Raw genomic sequence first — 17854 nt, 5'->3', positions numbered from 1 at the left:
GACCCACCCACCCGGAGCTGACTCATGAGTGCCAAGACCAAGCGCGGCCCCCGCCCGGTGCTGCATGCCGTCACGGTGATCAGCCTGCTTGCGGGCAGCGCCTACCTCACTGTCGAACTGCGCAAGGACGAACAGGCCAAGGCCCCTGCCGTGCAGGCCGTCACCGACAACCCGGCGCTGCGGTCCTCCGGCGCCGGGATCAAGAACGGCGAGCAGCGCTGGGAGCGACTGCAGAACCCGGACCGCACCCTGCTGCGCGGGGCCGACGGCGAGGTCCTCGCCAGCTTCACCGACGGCGCCCGCACCGCCACACTCACCGGCCCCAGCCGAACCTTCACCGAGCCCGCCACCACCAAGTCCCGGGTCGTCACCGAGGACTGGGTGCGGCTGATGCCGTACCAGTGGAAGAAGGGCGCCGAGAAGGAGAAGTGGTTCAAGGACTGGTTCAAGGAGTTCTTCGGCAGCGAGGAGGACGACCTCTTCGCGATGGCTTTCCAGTACGTCGACCAGGCCCCGGTGAAGAAGGACGACGAGGGGGTCCCGTACGCCGGGGACGCCAACTTCGGTCCGATCAACCCGAACGGCAGCCCGGGCAACGACTACCGGCTGGAGGAGTCCGACTTCTTCGACTACCTCGGCATCCCGTACACGTTCCGCAACGGCACCACGATGCAGCCGCGCCCCGAGCGCGCCCGCTCGATGGACTGCTCGGGCTTCATCCGTACGGTCTTCGGTTACCGCGCCCGCTATCCGCTGATGGCCACCGACACCCTTGGCGACGGACTGCCGCGCACCGCCAACGGCATGGCCCGCTCGGACCGCGGTACGGACATCATCGAGCTCAAGGGCATCACCCCCGCGGACCGGCCGAAGAACATCGACGTGCTGCAGCCGGGCGACCTGGTCTTCTTCAAGCTCGACCAGCGCACCGCGCAGCGTCTCGACCACGTCGGCATGTACCTGGGGCACGACACCGACGGCCACAAGATCTTCGTGTCCAGCCGCGAAGAGGCCAACGGCCCGACGATCGGAGACAAGGGCGGCACGTCCCGGCTCGACGGGAACGGGTACTACGCCGCTACGCTGCGCAGCGCCAAGCGCCTGTAGCGGGCCGTCCTTTCCGTCCCGTGAGGGCGGAGGCCGAGGGGGATATTCCGGTCACATGATCGAGAACCTCCCTCTCTGTCCGAAGTGCTCCTGTGCGTACACCTACGAGATGAACGCGCTCGTGGTGTGCCCCGGCAACGAATGGGTTCCCGGCCGAGAGCGGTGCGGAGGGTGTGGGCGGCCGCCGGGGACCGCGTCGTCAAGGACGCTGTCGGCAATGTGCTGAGCGACGGCGACGCCGTGGTCGTCATCAAGGCACTCAAGGTCAGGGGGAGCCCCTCGGGGATCAAGGCCGGCACCAAGGTGCGCAACATCCGGCTGGTCGACGGAGTCGACGGCCACGACATCGACTGCAAGATCGATGGATTCGGTGCCATGCAGCTCAAGTCCGACGTGGTCAAGAAGGCCTGAACCGGCAGTCCGAGCCCGGGACCGAGGACGGCTGCGTCACCTCTGCGCACCAGGGCCCTTCGTGGCCGGGCGTGGTCGCCCGAGGGCCTACGGGACCCGGGCGACAGCGACGTAGAGGCCGCTGGCCTCGGGCTGGGGCGCGGGAGTACCCCGGAACCATTCGGGTGCCGTCACCAGACCGGGTTCGACGATGTCCAGGCCGTCCAGGAAGCGGGCGAACTCGTCGCGGGTGCGCAGCGCGAGCCGGATGCCGCCCTTGCCGTACTCGGCGGCGCCCTGTTCTCCCCGCTCGGGATTCACATCCGAGGCTCCCTGGGACAGCACCACGAAGCTGCCCGGAGCCAGTGTGCTCACCAGGGTCCGGACGATGGCGTACGGATCGTCCTCGTCCGGCAGGAAGTGCAGCAGGCCGAGGAGCGACACGGCGACCGGCCGGTCGAAGTCCAGAATCCGGCGCGCGGCTTCCACGATCCCCTCGGGCTCGCGCACGTCCGCCGGAACGTAGTCGGTCGCCCCCTCCGGCCTGCTGATCAGCAGCGCCTCCGCGTGCCGCAGGACGATGGGGTCGTTGTCGCAGTAGACGACCCGGGCGGCCGGGTTGATCTCCTGGGCTGTCTGGTGCAGGTTCGGGGCGGTCGGGATGCCCGTACCGATGTCCAGGAACTGCCCGATGCCCTCGCCGGCCAGCCAGGCCGTCGCACGGCTCATGAACGCACGGTTCTGATGCGCCCCGATCTTCGCCTCGGCCGGCAGGTGCTCCGCCACCGCTTGATCGACGGGGTAGTTGTCCTTCCCGCCGAGGAGCCAGTCGTACACCCGCGCGGAGTGGGGCCTGCTGGTGTCGATCGGGGTGTGGGACATCCCTGTCGTCATGCCGTGCTCCGTCACCGATGGGTTGAACCGCTCCGTCGGCGCAGTCTGCCACAGCAACTCCGGGCCGATCCACGCGCGTTGACCATCAGGTCGACGAAATGGCCGGTACTGCGTGCTCGTGGGTCCGGATCGGCGACGGGAAGCAGAGCCGGATCCGACCGAAGACCTTTCCGGAGCCGGTGGGCTGCTACGCGGCGCCGTTCTCGCCCAGGATCTTGCCGATGCGGGCGCGGGGAGTGAGCCCTCTTCGTCCGCCACCACGATGTCCCGGCATGCACGTTCACGCCGCCGTACCGCACCTGGCCAAGTCCACGTCACCCGCTTCGACGACGATGACCGAGCCTGGCTCCGCGCGATGGATGGCCGGTGCTCGTCCCACCGCGGGCCGTCGGGTCAGGCCTTCCAGAAGAAGACGGCCGTCATCCGCTTCTCCTCCAGCGTGTGACCCCAGTAACCGGTGGCGCTGTGGATCATATTGGCGGAATAGAGCAGCAGCCGGTTGGCGCGGTGCGGGACCCGTACGTCCTCGACGAAGGAGTCCGGCGACACGAAGCGCGTGCCCAGCGCGTCGACGAGGTTGTTGTGCGGCGAGGTCACCTGGTTGCCGCCCAGGACTCCACCGGGCAGGCTCTGGCGGTAGAAGCTGGTTCCGCAGTCCTTGGGTACGCCGGGGTTGAGATAGAGCACCGCGGCGTAGCGGCAGAGTGTCCGCGAGTCGGTGTGGGGGCGCGGCTCACATTCGCCCTCGCCGACGACCTGGACACAGTTGTGGTTGAACGTGCCGCCACCCGAAGGGCGTTCGGCCCAGAGTTCCCGGGCGCGGGTCGCCTTTCTCGCCAGCCGCTCCACCTGCGCCAGTTCACCGGGTTCGAGCCCCGGCATGGCGCGCAGTCCCGGCCAGCTCTCGGGCTTGTGCGGGTAGCCCTCCGTCCAGTCCTCCCTGGCCAGGCAGCGCTCCCGGGTGGCGTCCACATCCGGCAACACGTCGTCCAGTACCCAGTAGTCCCGGCCGCGCGTCGGCTTGCGGTACGGGAGGACCGGCAGGGGAGGAGGTCTGAGGGACATGGGAGGGACCGTAGCGGCCCGGGGTCCCTCGGATCTCCACGCAAGCGGTCAACCTTACGTCAAGGGCTCCCCAAGCGGGTTGTCTCTGACGCCTTGTCAAAGGGGATGGCCGGAAGCTCGGTCGGGGCGTCGGTGAGGCCGAGGCGGAGGTGCTCCACGTGGTACAGGGCCTGGTCGAGAAGTGCGGCGACGTGGTCGTCGTGGAGTGTGTAGACCACGGAGCGGCCCTGGCGGGTGCCGGTGACCAGGCCGAGATTGCGCAGCAGGCGAAGCTGGTGCGAGCAGGCGGACTGCTCCATGCCGACAGCGGTCGCCAGCTCGGTCGCCGCGCACGGGCCTTCGCGCAGCCACGCCAGGATCAGCAGCCGGGAGGGCGTGGACAGCGCCTGGAGCGTGGCGGCGACCTGCGGTGCGTTCTGCGGGGTCAGGCGGGTGTGCGGCGCTGCGGCACTGCTGTCGGGGGTGTTCGCTCCGTGGCCCATGGTCACCATCCTACGGAGATGGACGCATGAATGGATGTTCAAACGTTCCTGTACGGTGAGGTGTCCGTCCCCTCCCGTGAAGGACTCGTTCCGTCATGTTCTCCACACTGACCAGGCCCGCCGCGCTCCCGCCCGCACAGGCCACCGCGGTACGGCGCCGCACCCGCGTCCTTGCGCTGCTCGAGGCCCGCTGGGCGCTCGCCTCCCTGGCGCTGTTCGTCATCGCGCTGCCGCTGGACCTGCTGGGCGCCCCGGCGTGGACGTGGGGCCCGCTGTTCGCCGCCACCTACGTCACCGGCGGCTGGAGACCGGGATGGGCAGGCCTCGAAGCCCTCAGGGACAAGACCCTGGACGTGGACCTGCTGATGGTCGTCGCCGCCCTCGGTGCGGCGGCGATCGGGCAGGTCCTGGACGGGGCGTTGCTGATCGTCATCTTCGCCACCTCGGGCGCCCTGGAGGCTATCGCCACCGCGCGGACCGCGGACTCGGTGCGCGGTCTGCTCGACCTCGCCCCCGCAACGGCGACCCGGCTGCGGGAGGGTGGCGAGGAGACCGTCGCGGCCGACGCGCTCGCGGTGGGCGACATCATCCTTGTACGGCCCGGGGAGCGGGTGGGCGCCGACGGCCAGGTCCTGTACGGCGAGAGCGACGTCGACCAGGCCACCATCACCGGTGAGCCGCTGCCGGTCGCGAAACACGCAGGAGACGAGGTGTTCGCCGGCACCGTCAACGGAAGCGGAGCGCTACGGGTCCGGGTGGAGCGCGATCCGTCCGACTCGGTGATCGCCCGGATCGTGAAGATGGTCGAGGAAGCCTCCGGGACCAAGGCCCCCACCCAGCTGTTCATCGAGAGGGTCGAACAGCGGTACTCGATCGTCATGGTCGCGGCCACGCTCGCCCTCTTCGCGATCCCGCTCGCCTTCGGCGGCGACCTCCGGCCGACGCTGCTGCGCGCCATGACGTTCATGATCGTCGCCTCGCCGTGCGCAGTGGTGCTGGCCACCATGCCGCCGTTGCTGTCCGCCATCGCCAATGCCGGGCGCCACGGCGTGCTGGTGAAATCGGCCGTCGTCATGGAACGCCTCGGCCGGATCGACGCCGTCGCCCTGGACAAGACCGGCACCCTCACCGAGGGGACCCCCCGGCTCACCGACCTCAGAGCCCTGCCCGGCTCCGGCCTGTCCGAGAACGAGCTGCTGGCCCTGGCCGCCGGAGCCGAGCACCTGAGTGAGCACCCGCTGGCCCGAGCGGTCGTCGACGCCGCCCGCGCCCGTGGTCTCCCGCTGCCGGTCGCCGACGGCTTCACCTCCACCCCTGGCCTCGGCGTCGCCGCCACTGTGGGAGGCCGCCAGGTCCGGGTCGGCGCCCCCGCCCGCCTCCTGGACCACGCCGGCGCCTCCGCCGATGCCGTACGGAACCTGGTGGGCGAACTCGAGATGGCCGGGCGCACCGCAGTGGCTGTCCTGGCCGACGGTCGGCCGGTGGGCGTGCTGGGCATCGCCGACCGGTTGCGATCCGACGCCACCGAAACGGTCACCGCCCTGACCGTCATGACCGGCTCGTCCCCGATCCTGATCACCGGCGACAACGAGCGCGCGGCGCAGCGGCTGGCCGCCGAGACCGGCATCACCGAGGTGCGCGCCGGACTGCTCCCGCAGGACAAGGTCACCACGGTCGCCGAGCTCCGGGCGGCGGGGCGCAATGTGCTCGTCGTCGGCGACGGAGTCAACGACGCTCCCGCCCTGGCCGCCGCACACACCGGCATCGCCATGGGCCGCGCGGGATCCGACCTCGCCCTGGAAACCGCCGACGCCGTGGTGGTACGTGACGAACTCGCGGCCATGCCCACCGTGGTCAGCCTCTCCCGAGCGGCGCTCCGCCTGGTCGTGCAGAACCTGATCATCGCGGGCACGTTCATCGCCGTACTGGTCGCCTGGGATCTGATCGGCGACCTGCCGCTGCCGCTCGGCGTCGCCGGGCACGAGGGTTCCACGGTCGTCGTCGGCCTCAACGGCCTGCGGCTGCTGCGCGACGCCGCCTGGCAGCGGGCCCGGCCCGGGGATGCGCGGTGAACAGCCCGGCCGCTCCGCAACCCACGTCGGCCGGCCTTGCGAACGGTGGACACCGGCGACGCCCCGTTCGGTCGACGTCTGTGCAGTCCCGCGTTCGCGGCGCCCCGCGGCCCTGGGCTGCTGCCCCCGTAACGCAGGAGTCCGTGAGACCCGGTGCCCCGGAGTCCTCCGGGGCACCGGTGACGCATGACGGACGGGTGTCCGGTACGCGTGTCAGTCGTCGATCGCCGCTCCGTACAACGCGTCCGTCGTCGGGCCGCCGAAGTCGCCCGCGCCGTAGCTCCAGGAACCGGAGGTGGTGATGCCGCCGGTGCCCGCGGAGAAGACCCAGACGTAGCCGTCGTTCGTGTTCTCGCTCGGCGCCGAGACGAGCAGGCCGAACCGGCCGTCGTCGTTGGGGTCGGTGAAGGAGACCTGGCCGCCGAACTTGTCGCCCTTCTCGACGGTGCCCGGGACGTTGGCGGTCCCCTGGTTCGCCGACAGCACACCGGTGGCCGTCAGGCCCCGCGCCGAACCGCGCAGGACGATGAAGGCACCCGCGTCCGGGACGGTGCCGATGTCCTCGCCGGAGACGCCGATCGCCAGGTCCGCGAATCCGTCCTTGTTCGTGTCGCCGACGGAGAGGTCGGTGCCGAAGCCGTCGCCCCGCTCGTTCGTGCCCGGCACGCCCGGCGAGTCCTGGGTCCACCAGACCGGCGGGGTGCCGGGGCCCTCCTGGCCTGCGAGTCCGGCCGCGCTGCCGTAGTAGACGCCGACCATGCCGCCGGTCATGCTCTCGCCGCCGTCGTCCGGGCTGTGCGGCTCACCGGTGACCAGGTCGTCGTAGCCGTCGCCGTTGATGTCGCCGGAGGCGACGACGGGGCCGCCGCGTACCGCGGTGACCGGCAGCGGCTCGTCGTTGGAGGCGGTGCCGGGGAGGATGTACGACCAGCCGTGGCCCGGTTCGTCGCCCACGCTGGTGCCGGAGACGATCAGGTCGGCGTAGCCGTTGTTGTCGTAGTCACCGGTGGTCATCGACTTGGGCTGGATGCCCTGCGGTTCGTCGGCGCCGGACCTGGCGAGCGCCTTCTTCGGCGGCGAGGTGAGCGTCGTACGCGCCTTCTGCTGCGACTGCCGCGACTGCGGGCCGGCGCTCTTCGCACTGGGTTCGGTGGCCGGCTCGAACTGGTAGGTGGTCAGGCCGACCGAGTCCATGACCGCCAGCAGGTCGCCGGGTGTGGTGTCCGAGAAGCGGGCCGCGGCGAGCGAGGCGCCGAATTTGCCGCCCGTGGTGAGGTCGTCGGCCTGCAGCCAGTTGCTCACCGACCCGGTGAGGCCCTTGGGCGTGCCCCACAGGACGACCACGCCGCCCGCGTTGGAGACGGCGCCGATGTCCTCGCCGGGGATACCGACGACCGCGTCGTCGTAGCCGTCGCCGTCGAGGTCGCCGGTGGCCACGGTCTTGCCGAAGTTGTCGGCGGCCTCGGCGGCTCCGGCCACCCCGGAGGAGTTCTGGCTGAAGGCCCTGACATTGGTCGTGCCCATGCCCTTGGGCCCGCCGTACTGCACGGTGACCATGCCCGCGCCCTTGTGCCCGCCGACCGCTGCACCGGGAGAGCCCACGAGCACGTCGTCGTAGCCGTCCCCGTTGAAGTCGGTGTTGCGGTCGTTGGCGTGCGTGCCGCCGGGGGTACCGGCGTACGCGGACGGGGCCGAGGCGATGGCCGCGCCCGTGACGAGGAGAAACGATGCCGCCGCGACGGCGGCCGAGCGGTTCTTGCGCATGAGCGGCTCCTTGGTTCACGAAGGGCCGGGCTTGCTCGGGGCGCGGGGGGTGTCCGGAGAGGGCCCGTTCCTTGTCCGGTGCCGTGTATGACAGCGCATGGGGCACAAGGGTTGTACGTAGGGTGTGTCCGGTTTTCCGAAGAAGATCACTTTGGGGTCGTTGTGATCCGCGCGCGCCGTTCACGTCGGATCGGGACGGTTCGGAGGAACCTCAGCATCCGGAGGATTGCGGAGCGTCATTCCCCCGTCCCCCGGGCTTTGGGTGTCAGATGGCCATGACCATCTCCGGGGCGACCCGCGCGGGACTCGGTCCGGTCGATACGGCAGCGTGAGCGCGGTCCCACGGGACCGGTCACGCGTCGATCCGTCGAAGGAGGACACCCCATGCTCAGCACTCATTTCGTGACCGGTGCACCAAGCTGGCTGGACCTCGGCAGCACCGACACCGCGGCCGCCGCGGACTTCTACGGCGCGGTGTTCGGTTGGAGCTTTGATTCGGCAGGACCCGAGGCCGGCGGCTACGGCTTCTTCCAGAAGGACGGCAGGACCGTCGCCGCTGTCGGCCCGCTCACCGAGGAGGGCGCGAGCCCGGCCTGGACGGTGTACTTCCGGACTCCGGACTCCGACGCGACGGCCAAGGCCGTGGAGCAGGGCGGCGGGACCGTGCGGGTCGAGCCGTTCGATGTCATGGACGCCGGACGGATGTCCTGTTTCACCGACCCGGGCGGTGCCGAGTTCTCGGTCTGGCAGCCCGCTGGTGTCAAGGGCCTGGAGAAGACCTCGGAGCCCAACACGCTGTGCTGGGTCGAGCTGCACGTCGGCGACACTTCCGCGGCACTGACCTTCTACCGGTCGCTGTTCGGCTGGCGGAGCCAGGAGATGGAAGTTCCCGGAATGACGTACACCGTGCTCTCCACCGCAGACGGCGATCAGCAGGACGCGAGCTTCGGCGGCCTCGCCCAGGCCCAGGACGGCATGCAGCCGCGCTGGATGCCGTACTTCGCTGCTGCGGACGCCGACGACATCGTCTCCAGGGCGCAGGGGAACGGCGGATCGGTGCTGATGCCCGCGGAGGACGTGCCGGACGTCGGCCGGATCGCCTGGCTCGCCGACCCGTTCGGCGCCCCCTTCGCCGTCCTCAAGCCCGCACCCCAGTCGGCCTGACGAGGAAGCCACACACCTCCGACCCACCGCTCCGCCCATCGGCCGACGGGCGCAGCGGTGGGTCGGCCTGTCCGCGACCGTACGCGGACAGCGGTATTCCGGCGGGCGCGTGGCGCCGCTGTCCGGGGTGCAGCCGGTCATGGATGCCGTGCGGGTACCCGGATGGTGCCGCGCGGGCGCATACCTGGCGTTTTGAGCCCATACTGGAATGGCTACGGTGCATATCGCCGAGCAGCGGGGTAGCCGCACCCCCCACCTGTCGTCGATGCCCCGGGGTGGATCTCATGGACTCCCCATCCTCCGCGGCAGACCCCAAGGGGCCGACCGGGCCGCCGTTGATGTGCCGGGACCGCGTCATCGCCGCTGCGCTGCGGCGGCTGAACCGCGGCCTCGACTGCAGTACGTGCACGGCCTATCTGCTGACCGAGGACGGCCGGGCGCTCGCAGCAGCGATGATGGTCGACACCACCCTGAGCTTCACTGTTCCGTCGGGCATGGCGGCGGACGACCGCAACTTCTCCACGGCGAGGGCGCATCAGGCGGGGAAGCTGGTGCTGTTCGAGAACACCGATCTCCAGGAGCTGACCCGTCGGTCTCCGGCCCTCTTCATCCACAATCCGTACCCGATGATGGTTGCCTCGGCGCCGGTGCGGACCCTCCGGAACCGATTCGGTGCGCTGAGTGTGCGCTGGGTGCCGCCGCGGCCGGTGGCCACCGATTCGCTGGATTTCCTTCAGGCCGTTGCGGACGACCTGGCCGTCGAACTGGCGGATCTCGCGGAGCAAGGCGCGTGGATGAAGGCGCCGTACGTGCCGCTGTTCATCGCCGGGGTGTCGCGTGACCGAGGCGCCCCGGTCACGGGAGCGGCTGCGGACGGCGGCCCTCGCGGACCGGAGGCGCCGATCGTTCCCATGCCGACCGGCAGCACGTTTCTCTACCAGTTGCAGAGGCTCGCCGCCGAACTCACGGCCGCGGTGCACATCCGGGACGTCCTCGCCGCCGCGGACACCCAGGTGGTCCGGCCCTTCGGCGGCCGGGCGGTGATGCTGTGCCTCGCCGAGCAGGGCCGGCTCCATGTGGTCGGCGCGACAGGGTTCTCGCGCGAGTCGGTCCAGCGGGTCGAAGGCACCCTGCTGTCCCGCCACACGCCGGAGACGGACACGCTCCGCGCGATCGAGATCCTGTCCTTCCCGTCGGCCGAGGCGCTGCGGCAGGCCTATCCCGATGTCGACCCCGATCCGGAGCTCCTGGCCCGCACCTACCTCCCTCTGGTGTCCAAGGGGCGGGCCACGGGCTGCTGCGTCCTGGAGTTCCCGGAGCCCGCACCTCCGTTCGCCCCCGAGCAGCTCGCCGTACTGACGATCATGCTGGAGCAGGTGGGCCAGTCCCTGGAACGGGCCCGCTCCTACGAGATCGAGCACGCGCTCACCCAGACCCTCCAGCGCAGCCTGCTGCCGCGCAGCCTCCCGCACATGACCGAGGCGGTCGCCACGGCCCGCTACCTTCCGGCGACCGACCGGGCGGACGTGGGCGGCGACTGGTACGACATCGTTTCGCTGCCCGGCGGCGGGATCGGCCTGGTCATCGGCGATGTGGAGGGCCACAGCCTGGAGGCGGTGGCGGTGATGGGCCAACTGCGCAGCGGCGTCAGGGCATACGCCGCCGAGGGACACGACCCGGCCACCGTGCTGGAACGGAGCAATCGGCTGCTCTCCGGGCTGGGCACGGATCTGTATGCCACGTGCTGCTGTGTGTGGCTCGACCTGGCGAGCGGGACCGCCACCACGGCGACCGCGGGCCACCCGAGCCCGCTCATCGTCGACGTGGACGGAAACGGTGTCACCGAATCGCTGCCCGTGGGGCTGCCGTTGGGCGTCGATGCACAGGCCCGGTACGAGCAGAGCGAGGTACAGGTGGTGGCGGGGTCGGTGATGGCACTCTTCACCGACGGTCTGCTGGACGGACGGCTGCTCGGATCGGATGCGGCGATGGAGAGGCTCGGCCGGGTGCTGGCCGACCACTGCGGCGACAACCTGGAGGTGCTGGCCGACCGTCTCGTCCAGGACCGCCGCGGGTGGCAGGTTCTCGCCGACGACGCGGCACTGCTGCTGGTGCGGTACGAGGGAGCACAGTCCCGGGAGCACCGGCGGGTGGCGCGGATGTCGGTGCAGCGTCACCACCTGCAGGGGGTCGCACAGGTCCGGGAATTCCTGCGGGACCTGCTGCACCAATGGGAGATGCTGCCGATGCTGGACACCTTGGAACTGCTGACGTCCGAGGTCGTCACCAACGCCCTGATCCACGCCGACAGCGAAGTGGAGCTGCGGTTGAGGGAGTACCCGGACCGGATCCGGGTCGAGGTCCGTGACAGTGACCCGCATCCACCCGTGCCCACGGCGATCGTCGCGGACGAGGAGAACAACCAGGAAGCGGAGTCCGGGCGCGGCCTGCTGATCGTCGACGCGCTGGCCGGCGATTGGGGCAGCTCGCCGGCGGGGCGCGGAAAGACGACCTGGTTCGATCTTGCGATTCCGGCTCAATGACGCGACCGCCGATGTCGCGTGCAAGGGGCGGACGAATGCGGTCGTCGTGTGGTGCGCGGTGGAGACCGCCCTGGCAGAAGTCGCCGATCGAAAGAAGCGAATCGGCCCCGGGCGACGCGCTCAAGGCGAGGAAGTCCCGGCTCGCCGCGGCTGCTGCCGTACATTCCACCGAATGATCGGTCGGTGAAATGTGTGGGTCGGACACGGATGTCGTGCCCGACCCACTCTTGGTGAACGGGTGAATGTCAGTCAGATCACTGCTTGGCCATTGGAGTTGACCGACCTGACGGTGCGCGGCCCGCGGACGCCGGCCGAGTCCCTGTCTCCCGTGCGGCGAGGCCCGCGCTCGCCCGGAGCGTGCCGGTGTGCGCGGCACCGACGGCTCCGTCCGGCGCTTGCTGGTCTCGTACAGGTTCGTCGGCCATACTGCCCGCCGTGGAGCAGCGCATAGATCCGAACACTCAGCCCGCGTACGCCGCAGGGACAGACCCGGCGTACATCCCTGGTCTCACGGCCCCCCGCCCCGTGGGGACGCCTGACGTGGACCAGGGGAAGACCGAGGAGTCGGCGCCCGAGGGTGCCGCCCCCGAAGACCTGGCCGCCGCAGAGGCTGCCGCTTCCGGCGCGCTGGATGCGCCGGACGCGGTGGACGCGGTGGACGGCGAGAAAGGGGGAGAGGAGGACGAGAAGGCAGCGGACGGACCCGTATTCGAGGTCAGCGACCGTCGGGGTTCGATCACCGCGGACCGTGAAGGCATCCGGTTCACGCTGGACGATCAGGAGGCCGATTTCCGCTGGGACGAAATCGGTGCGGTCGAGGTGAAGTCGCCCCGGTTCGGGCGCCGGTTCACTGTCACCGTCCATATGTCGACCAACCGCTGGTTCAATGCCGAAGTCGAGGCGGCGGCCAGGAGCAGCCTCAAGGGGTGGGCGCAAGAGCTCGACGCGGTTCTGGACGCCTACTTCGAGGAGTAGTGCAAGGCAGGCCGACCCGCTTCGGCGGTGAGTGTCCAGGGGCCCGCGGCCGTGAAGGCCGGCGGGCCCCTTGGCGGTTGCAGAGCGGACATCTGGGCAGCCCCGTGTGGCGACAAGGCGCCATCTGGCACAGAGTCGCCACTTTGCATCTGGATCTTGCGGTCTACACGCAATTAGCTTCCGGCGTGCGCGGCAACGTCCGGACGTTCGGTTGGTTGGCTGTTATGCGATCGAGCATCAGTTCTTTTGACGCGCATGCCTGTTGAGCCTGCGTAAGGAGTCCTGATGCGTACAACCCGCGAAAGACGGCGGCGTACCGCTGCCGTCGGCGCGGTGGCAGCGGCGATCGTCCTGTCACTGACAAGCCTGCCCGGGGCGATAGCAGCCGTGCCGCCGTCGACCGGCCCGAGCGCCTCGGGCGCACCGTCCACGCAACAGAAGGGGTCGACCACCTCGATGGTGACCCTGGTCACCGGGGACAAGGTCGCGCTGACCACCGGGCCGGACGGCAAGCAGTCGGTGAACATCCTCTCCGGCGCTGGAACGTCCAAGTCGTTCCAGACCTCCAGCGGACAGAACGGCGACCTGTACGTCTACCCCGAGGACGCCATGGCCGCCCTCGCCTCCAGCACGGTGGACGGCGAGCTGTTCAACGTCAGCCGGATGATCAGGGACGGCTACGGCGACGCGAAGACCGACGAGGTCCCCGCCATCGTCGACTTCCAGGGGAAGCCGACCGCCGCTGCCCTGAAGCAGAAGACCGAGGACCTGCCGGGCAGCGACAGCGAGCGGGTCATGCCCCGGCTGGGGCTGTCCGCGGTGCATATCGACAAGCACAGCGCGAAGGGCTTCTGGCAGGCCGTCAAGCCCGCCCAGGCACGCGGCAGAAGCGCCCAGGCCGATACGGTCCCCGGCACTGCCGGCGTCTCCAAGCTGTGGTACAACGGCAAGGCGAAGGTCGCACTGGACAAGAGCGTGCCGCAGATCGGTGCCCCGGAGGCATGGGCCAAGGGGTACGACGGCAAGGGCGTGAAGGTCGCCGTGCTGGACACCGGTGCCGACCTGAACAACGCCGACATCAAGTCCGAGATCGTCCAGAGCCAGAGTTTCGTCAACGGCCAGACGGTCCAGGACGGTCACGGTCATGGCACCCACGTCGCATCCACCATCGCCGGCAGTGGCGCCAACTCCGACGGCAAGTACAAGGGCGTCGCCCCCGGTGCCGATCTGCTGATCGGCAAGGTCCTTTCCAACTCGGGCCAGGGCACGGACTCCAGCATCCTGGCCGGCATGGAGTGGGCGGTCGACCAGGGCGCCGACGTCGTCAGCATGAGCCTCGGCGGCACCGACACACCAGGTGAAGACGCGCTGACGAACGCGGTCAACTCGCTCAGCGCCTCCTCGAACACCCTGTTCGTCATCGCTGCCGGCAACGCAGGCCCCGGTGAGAGCACCCTCGGCACCCCCGGCGCCGCCGACGCGGCCCTCACCGTCGGCGCCGTCGACAAGTCCGACGCGCTCGCCGACTTCTCCAGCCGTGGCCCGCGCCTCGGCGACATGGCGATCAAGCCGGAGATCACCGCCCCCGGTGTGGACATCGTCGCCGCCCGCGCGGCCGGCACCACCATGGGCACCCCGGTGGACGCCAACTACACCTCGGCCAGCGGCACCTCGATGGCCACCCCGCACGTGGCCGGCTCCGCCGCGATCCTCAAGCAGCGCCACCCCGACTGGACCGGGCAGCGCATCAAGGACGCGCTGACCGCGCACGCCAAGTCCGCTGCCGACCAGACCGTCTACCAGCAGGGCTACGGCCGGGTCGACATCCCTGCCGCCCTCGACCCGTCGCTGGAGCTGTCCGGCACCGCCGACTTCCGCGTCATACCGTGGCAGAAGGGCACCTACCCGACGCGCAGCCGCACCCTGACGCTGCACAACGACGCCGCGACCGACACCGTGGTGACCGTGACGGCAGATGCCAAGGACGCGAGCGGAACCGCGGTCCCGGCCGGCACGCTGTCGCTGTCGGGAGCAGGCCTGTCCGACGGCCGAGTCACCGTCCCGGCCGGCGGCACCGCCGAGGTCACCGTCACGCTCGACAACAACGGCCTGAAGACCGGCCAGTACGGCGGATCGGTCACCGCCACCTCCGACAGCGGCGAGTCGGTGCACGCCGCGCTCGGCTTCGTCACCTCCGTCGAGCAGCACGATGTCACGCTGAAGGTCACCGACCGCTTCGGCAACACCCCCAAGGCGCTCAACTTCACCCTGCACGGGATGGACAACCACGTCTGGCAGAGCCAGACCCTGTACGGCAACGGCACCGCCACCCTGTCGGTACCGCTCGGCAAGTACTCCATTGAGGGCTCGCTCTACTCGGCGGACCCCGCCGCGGGTGTGGTCTCCTACGCGGCCGACCTGTTCAGCGTGCCGAACATCGAGGTGAGTGACCGGGACCAGACCCTCACCGTCGACGGCACCACCGCCACCGACCTCAGCGTGAACATCAAGGGTGAGAACCGGCCCCTGGAGAACGGCCAGGTGACCACGTTCATCGTCCGTGACCCCGGCACCGCAGGCGGTTACTCGAACTTCGCCGGCATCGGCAACCTGCTCAACCTCACCGACATTAGGCAAGGTGCCATCCCCAGTGACGGCGCCACCATCGGCGCGCTGCGCCTGGAGACCGCCCTGGCCCGTCGCGAACCGCTGGTCCAGCTGGAGGTGACGGGCCCCGGGCACGTGACCATTCCGCTGAAGTCCTCGGTGAACGCGAAGCGCTTCGAGGGCACCAAGCACACCGAGCTGGTTGACCTGGGCGCCGGCACCGAGCAGGACTTCGCCGGTACCGACGTCAAGGGCAAGACCGTTCTGGTCTCCGTGGCCGATGTCACCAAGGCCGGTGACCAGGCCGTCAGGGCCGCGGCTGCCGGAGCCGTCGCGATGATCGTGGCCCCTGCCGTTCCCGGGCCGAGCGGAAGCGGCGTCCCCGCCGGACAGACCATCCCGGTTGCCCACGCCACGTACGACAACGCCGCAACCCTCAAGGCTTTGCTGGCCAAGGACAAGGTCCGGATCGCCCTGAAGGGCGTCCTGGAGTCGGGCTACTCCTACTACCCGCACTTCACCGACGACCGGATTCCCGCCGACCTGGCCAAGACCGTCGACGTCAAGGACTTCGCCAAGGTCACCAATACGTTCCACTCCGACGGCGCCCGGCGCCTGGGCGCCGAGAACATGAGCATCTGGGGTCCCCTGCAGGTGAGCACCGGCTCCGTCGGCCAGCCCCTCTACCAGGGCACCACCCGCGACGACTACTTCCTCGCGGGCACCGGGGTGACGTACCTGCCGAGCGTGTCGGCCAGCTTCAGCTCCTCGACCTGGCGGATGAACGGCCAGCGCGCCACCTACCTCACCCCGGGCAAGTCCTACACCCGGAGCTGGTTCGACGCGCCGATGCGCCTGTCCCAGTACGAGTTCGGGCCGTGTGTGTTCTGCCGCGCCGACGTCTGGCAGAACCTTCCGGGCAGCAACGGTGCCGACAACGATCCCACCCACACCCTGTCGGGCCTGACCGGCACCTGGAGTTTCTACCTCAACGGGCAGCCGATCACCGGTTTCGGCCAGCTGGCGCAGGAGAAGGCTGACTACCGGTACGTCCTCGACCAGAAGCTGACCAAGGACGTCCCGGGCGTCACCCTGGGCCGCCAGATGCGCACGGAGTGGAACTTCAGCCAGGCGGCACCGACCACCATGGCCATCAAGGACTGCGACACGGCGTTCATTCCCACGCCCAAGGTCTGTGAGTCCATGCCCGTGCTCCTGCTCGACTACGACCTGCCGCTGAACGTGCTCAACCAGGCACAGGCCGGACTGCCGTACACCTTCACCGTGAACGCGGCACGCCCCAAGGGCTGGGCCGGGTCCACGGCGATCGCCGGCGCCAAGGTCTCCGTCTCCTACGACGACGGCGCCACCTGGAAGTCCGCCGCGATGCTGCGTAAGGACGACAACTCCTTCCAGGCACTGCTGTCGCACCCCAAGCTGGCCGACACCAACGGTTTCGTGACCCTCAAGACCGAGGTCTGGGATTCCGCGGGCAGCCGCACGGTCCAGACCATCACCCGGGCCTACGCCCTCAAGTGAGGTTCTGAACCAGAAGTCCGTCGGACACTGCCGGGCGCCCGGCGCAGGGGTGAGAAATTCCCTGCGCCGGGCGCCCTGTCTGTACAACTGGCCGTATCGTCATCACATACATGAACGCTTCGAACTCGCCGTGATGCCGCTTCAGCAGGTGAACGGGGCTTCTCGGAGCCTGTGAGGGAGATACGCAGATGCTGGAGACGCTCGGTCTGAGCACCACCGAGTCTCAGGTGTACGAACTGCTCGTTCGCACAGGACGCACCGATGCGGGCCGGATCCAGCAGCTTCTCCGCCTCGGTGCCGAGCATGTCGAGGAGGCGGTCGGCGGACTGGCCGACAAGGGGCTGGTGACCACCACCGATGACCAGCCCGCACAGCTGATTCCGTCCCCTCCGGACATAGCGGGGGAGGTGCTGCTCCTCGCGCGGATGACCGAGCTGACGAAGGCCCGCGGGGCTCTGGACCGGCTCGCGGACGAGTACCGCAGCGCGCCCCGCCCGGACATCTCGGGGGACATGGCCGACGTCGTCCCCGACGACGAGGTGGCGCTGCGCTACCAGCAGATCCAGGCTCGGGCCCGCAGGGAGGTCGTACGGTTCGACGCCCCGCCGTACGTGGTATCCGAAACCGTCAACGAGGTCGAGATCGAACAACTGGCGGCGGGGGTGAGGTTCCGGACCGTCTACGACCGGCTGGGGCTGGAGGCGGACGGGTCGCGGGAGGAGGTCCTCCAGTACGCGGAGGCGGGGGAGCAGGGCCGGGTTCTGAATCATGTGCCGGTCAAGATGGTCATCGTCGACGGTTCGACGGCCCTTCTTGCGATGCGCTCGGGCGAAGCGTGTGCACAGCGGGTCGTCCACATCCACCCCGGTCCGCTGCTGGAGGCGTTGGTCGCGCTGTTCGAGCTCGTGTGGGAATCCGCACTGCCCCTGCACCCCATGGCCGTCCAGCCGCGCAGCGAACTGACGGACGACGACATCGAGCTCCTGACCCTGCTGCTCTCCGGACTGACCGACACCGGCATCGCCCGACAGCTGCGGATGGGAAGACGGACCGTGCAGCGCCGGGTGCGGGATCTGATGGATCGTGCTGCTGCCACCAGCCGGATCCAACTGGGCTGGCAGGCAGCCCGGTTGGGATGGATCGCCGGGTCGGGGGACCCGATGGGGACCACCCGGGAAGACGTCAGTCCGAGCTGTCGCCTGACGGAGGCCTGACGTCCGTATGGCCGTGGCCGGACAATGCCGTACGGCGC

The 17854-nt window shown here is 69.7% G+C and carries 12 protein-coding genes; 8 read left to right on the top strand and 4 right to left on the bottom strand.

Features of this window, described 5'->3' with window-relative positions:
- Positions 1–24: 24 nt before the first annotated feature.
- Positions 25–1107, top strand: a complete 1083-nt coding sequence (locus ACWCP8_RS22915; protein WP_451117809.1) for a C40 family peptidase — start codon at positions 25–27, stop codon at positions 1105–1107.
- Between the two features lie 171 nt (positions 1108–1278).
- Positions 1279–1518, top strand: a complete 240-nt coding sequence (locus ACWCP8_RS22910) for a zinc ribbon domain-containing protein YjdM (protein ID WP_451117807.1) — start codon at positions 1279–1281, stop codon at positions 1516–1518.
- An 87-nt stretch (positions 1519–1605) separates the two neighbouring features.
- Here ACWCP8_RS22910 and ACWCP8_RS22905 read toward each other — a convergent pair whose 3' ends face one another.
- The 3 genes from ACWCP8_RS22905 to ACWCP8_RS22895 all read right to left on the bottom strand — a co-directional run bounded on the left by ACWCP8_RS22905 (position 1606) and on the right by ACWCP8_RS22895 (position 3938).
- Complete coding sequence (locus ACWCP8_RS22905) at positions 1606–2391, bottom strand: SAM-dependent methyltransferase (RefSeq protein WP_352269129.1); 786 nt, start codon at positions 2389–2391, stop codon at positions 1606–1608.
- Between the two features lie 393 nt (positions 2392–2784).
- Positions 2785–3456, bottom strand: a complete 672-nt coding sequence (locus ACWCP8_RS22900; RefSeq protein ID WP_451117804.1) for a DUF6445 family protein — start codon at positions 3454–3456, stop codon at positions 2785–2787.
- Positions 3457–3515: 59 nt separating this feature from the next.
- Positions 3516–3938: an ArsR/SmtB family transcription factor gene (locus ACWCP8_RS22895; protein WP_352269132.1), complete on the bottom strand. Its 423-nt coding sequence runs from the start codon at positions 3936–3938 to the stop codon at positions 3516–3518.
- A 95-nt stretch (positions 3939–4033) separates the two neighbouring features.
- Here ACWCP8_RS22895 and ACWCP8_RS22890 point away from each other — a divergent pair, with 95 nt between their 5' ends.
- Entirely contained in the window at positions 4034–6010 is a 1977-nt protein-coding gene (locus ACWCP8_RS22890; RefSeq protein ID WP_451117802.1) for a heavy metal translocating P-type ATPase, read from the top strand.
- 213 nt (positions 6011–6223) lie between these two features.
- On the opposite strand, the gene ACWCP8_RS22885 is transcribed toward ACWCP8_RS22890, so the two are convergent.
- Complete coding sequence (locus ACWCP8_RS22885) at positions 6224–7774, bottom strand: esterase (protein WP_451117800.1); 1551 nt, start codon at positions 7772–7774, stop codon at positions 6224–6226.
- Between the two features lie 384 nt (positions 7775–8158).
- Between ACWCP8_RS22885 and ACWCP8_RS22880 the strand changes: the two genes are divergently transcribed.
- The 5 genes from ACWCP8_RS22880 to ACWCP8_RS22860 all read left to right on the top strand — a co-directional run bounded on the left by ACWCP8_RS22880 (position 8159) and on the right by ACWCP8_RS22860 (position 17816).
- On the top strand, positions 8159–8938 hold the full coding sequence (locus ACWCP8_RS22880; RefSeq protein ID WP_451117798.1) for a VOC family protein: 780 nt from the start codon (positions 8159–8161) through the stop codon (positions 8936–8938).
- A gap of 284 nt (positions 8939–9222) precedes the next feature.
- Positions 9223–11481, top strand: a complete 2259-nt coding sequence (locus ACWCP8_RS22875) for a SpoIIE family protein phosphatase (protein ID WP_451117796.1) — start codon at positions 9223–9225, stop codon at positions 11479–11481.
- Positions 11482–11916: 435 nt separating this feature from the next.
- Entirely contained in the window at positions 11917–12456 is a 540-nt protein-coding gene (locus tag ACWCP8_RS22870) for a hypothetical protein (protein ID WP_352269139.1), read from the top strand.
- 285 nt (positions 12457–12741) lie between these two features.
- Entirely contained in the window at positions 12742–16602 is a 3861-nt protein-coding gene (locus ACWCP8_RS22865) for a S8 family peptidase (RefSeq protein ID WP_451117794.1), read from the top strand.
- A 188-nt stretch (positions 16603–16790) separates the two neighbouring features.
- Positions 16791–17816: a TrmB family transcriptional regulator gene (locus tag ACWCP8_RS22860; protein WP_352269141.1), complete on the top strand. Its 1026-nt coding sequence runs from the start codon at positions 16791–16793 to the stop codon at positions 17814–17816.
- The last annotated feature ends 38 nt before the right edge of the window (positions 17817–17854 follow it).

This window comes from Streptomyces sp. NPDC002206 (assembly GCF_053593595.1).
This window is presented reverse-complemented; position numbering and strand designations above follow the sequence as displayed.

Excerpts from the sequence above, each read along its gene's own strand:
- ACWCP8_RS22915 (WP_451117809.1), top strand. The coding sequence starts at position 25 with ATGAGTGCCAAGACCAAGCGCGGCCCCCGCCCGGTGCTGCATGCCGTC.
- ACWCP8_RS22905 (WP_352269129.1), bottom strand. The coding sequence starts at position 2,391 with ATGACGACAGGGATGTCCCACACCCCGATCGACACCAGCAGGCCCCAC.
- ACWCP8_RS22900 (WP_451117804.1), bottom strand. The coding sequence starts at position 3,456 with ATGTCCCTCAGACCTCCTCCCCTGCCGGTCCTCCCGTACCGCAAGCCG.
- ACWCP8_RS22895 (WP_352269132.1), bottom strand. The coding sequence starts at position 3,938 with ATGGGCCACGGAGCGAACACCCCCGACAGCAGTGCCGCAGCGCCGCAC.
- ACWCP8_RS22890 (WP_451117802.1), top strand. The coding sequence starts at position 4,034 with ATGTTCTCCACACTGACCAGGCCCGCCGCGCTCCCGCCCGCACAGGCC.
- ACWCP8_RS22885 (WP_451117800.1), bottom strand. The coding sequence starts at position 7,774 with ATGCGCAAGAACCGCTCGGCCGCCGTCGCGGCGGCATCGTTTCTCCTC.
- ACWCP8_RS22880 (WP_451117798.1), top strand. The coding sequence starts at position 8,159 with ATGCTCAGCACTCATTTCGTGACCGGTGCACCAAGCTGGCTGGACCTC.
- ACWCP8_RS22875 (WP_451117796.1), top strand. The coding sequence starts at position 9,223 with ATGGACTCCCCATCCTCCGCGGCAGACCCCAAGGGGCCGACCGGGCCG.
- ACWCP8_RS22865 (WP_451117794.1), top strand. The coding sequence starts at position 12,742 with ATGCGTACAACCCGCGAAAGACGGCGGCGTACCGCTGCCGTCGGCGCG.
- ACWCP8_RS22860 (WP_352269141.1), top strand. The coding sequence starts at position 16,791 with ATGCTGGAGACGCTCGGTCTGAGCACCACCGAGTCTCAGGTGTACGAA.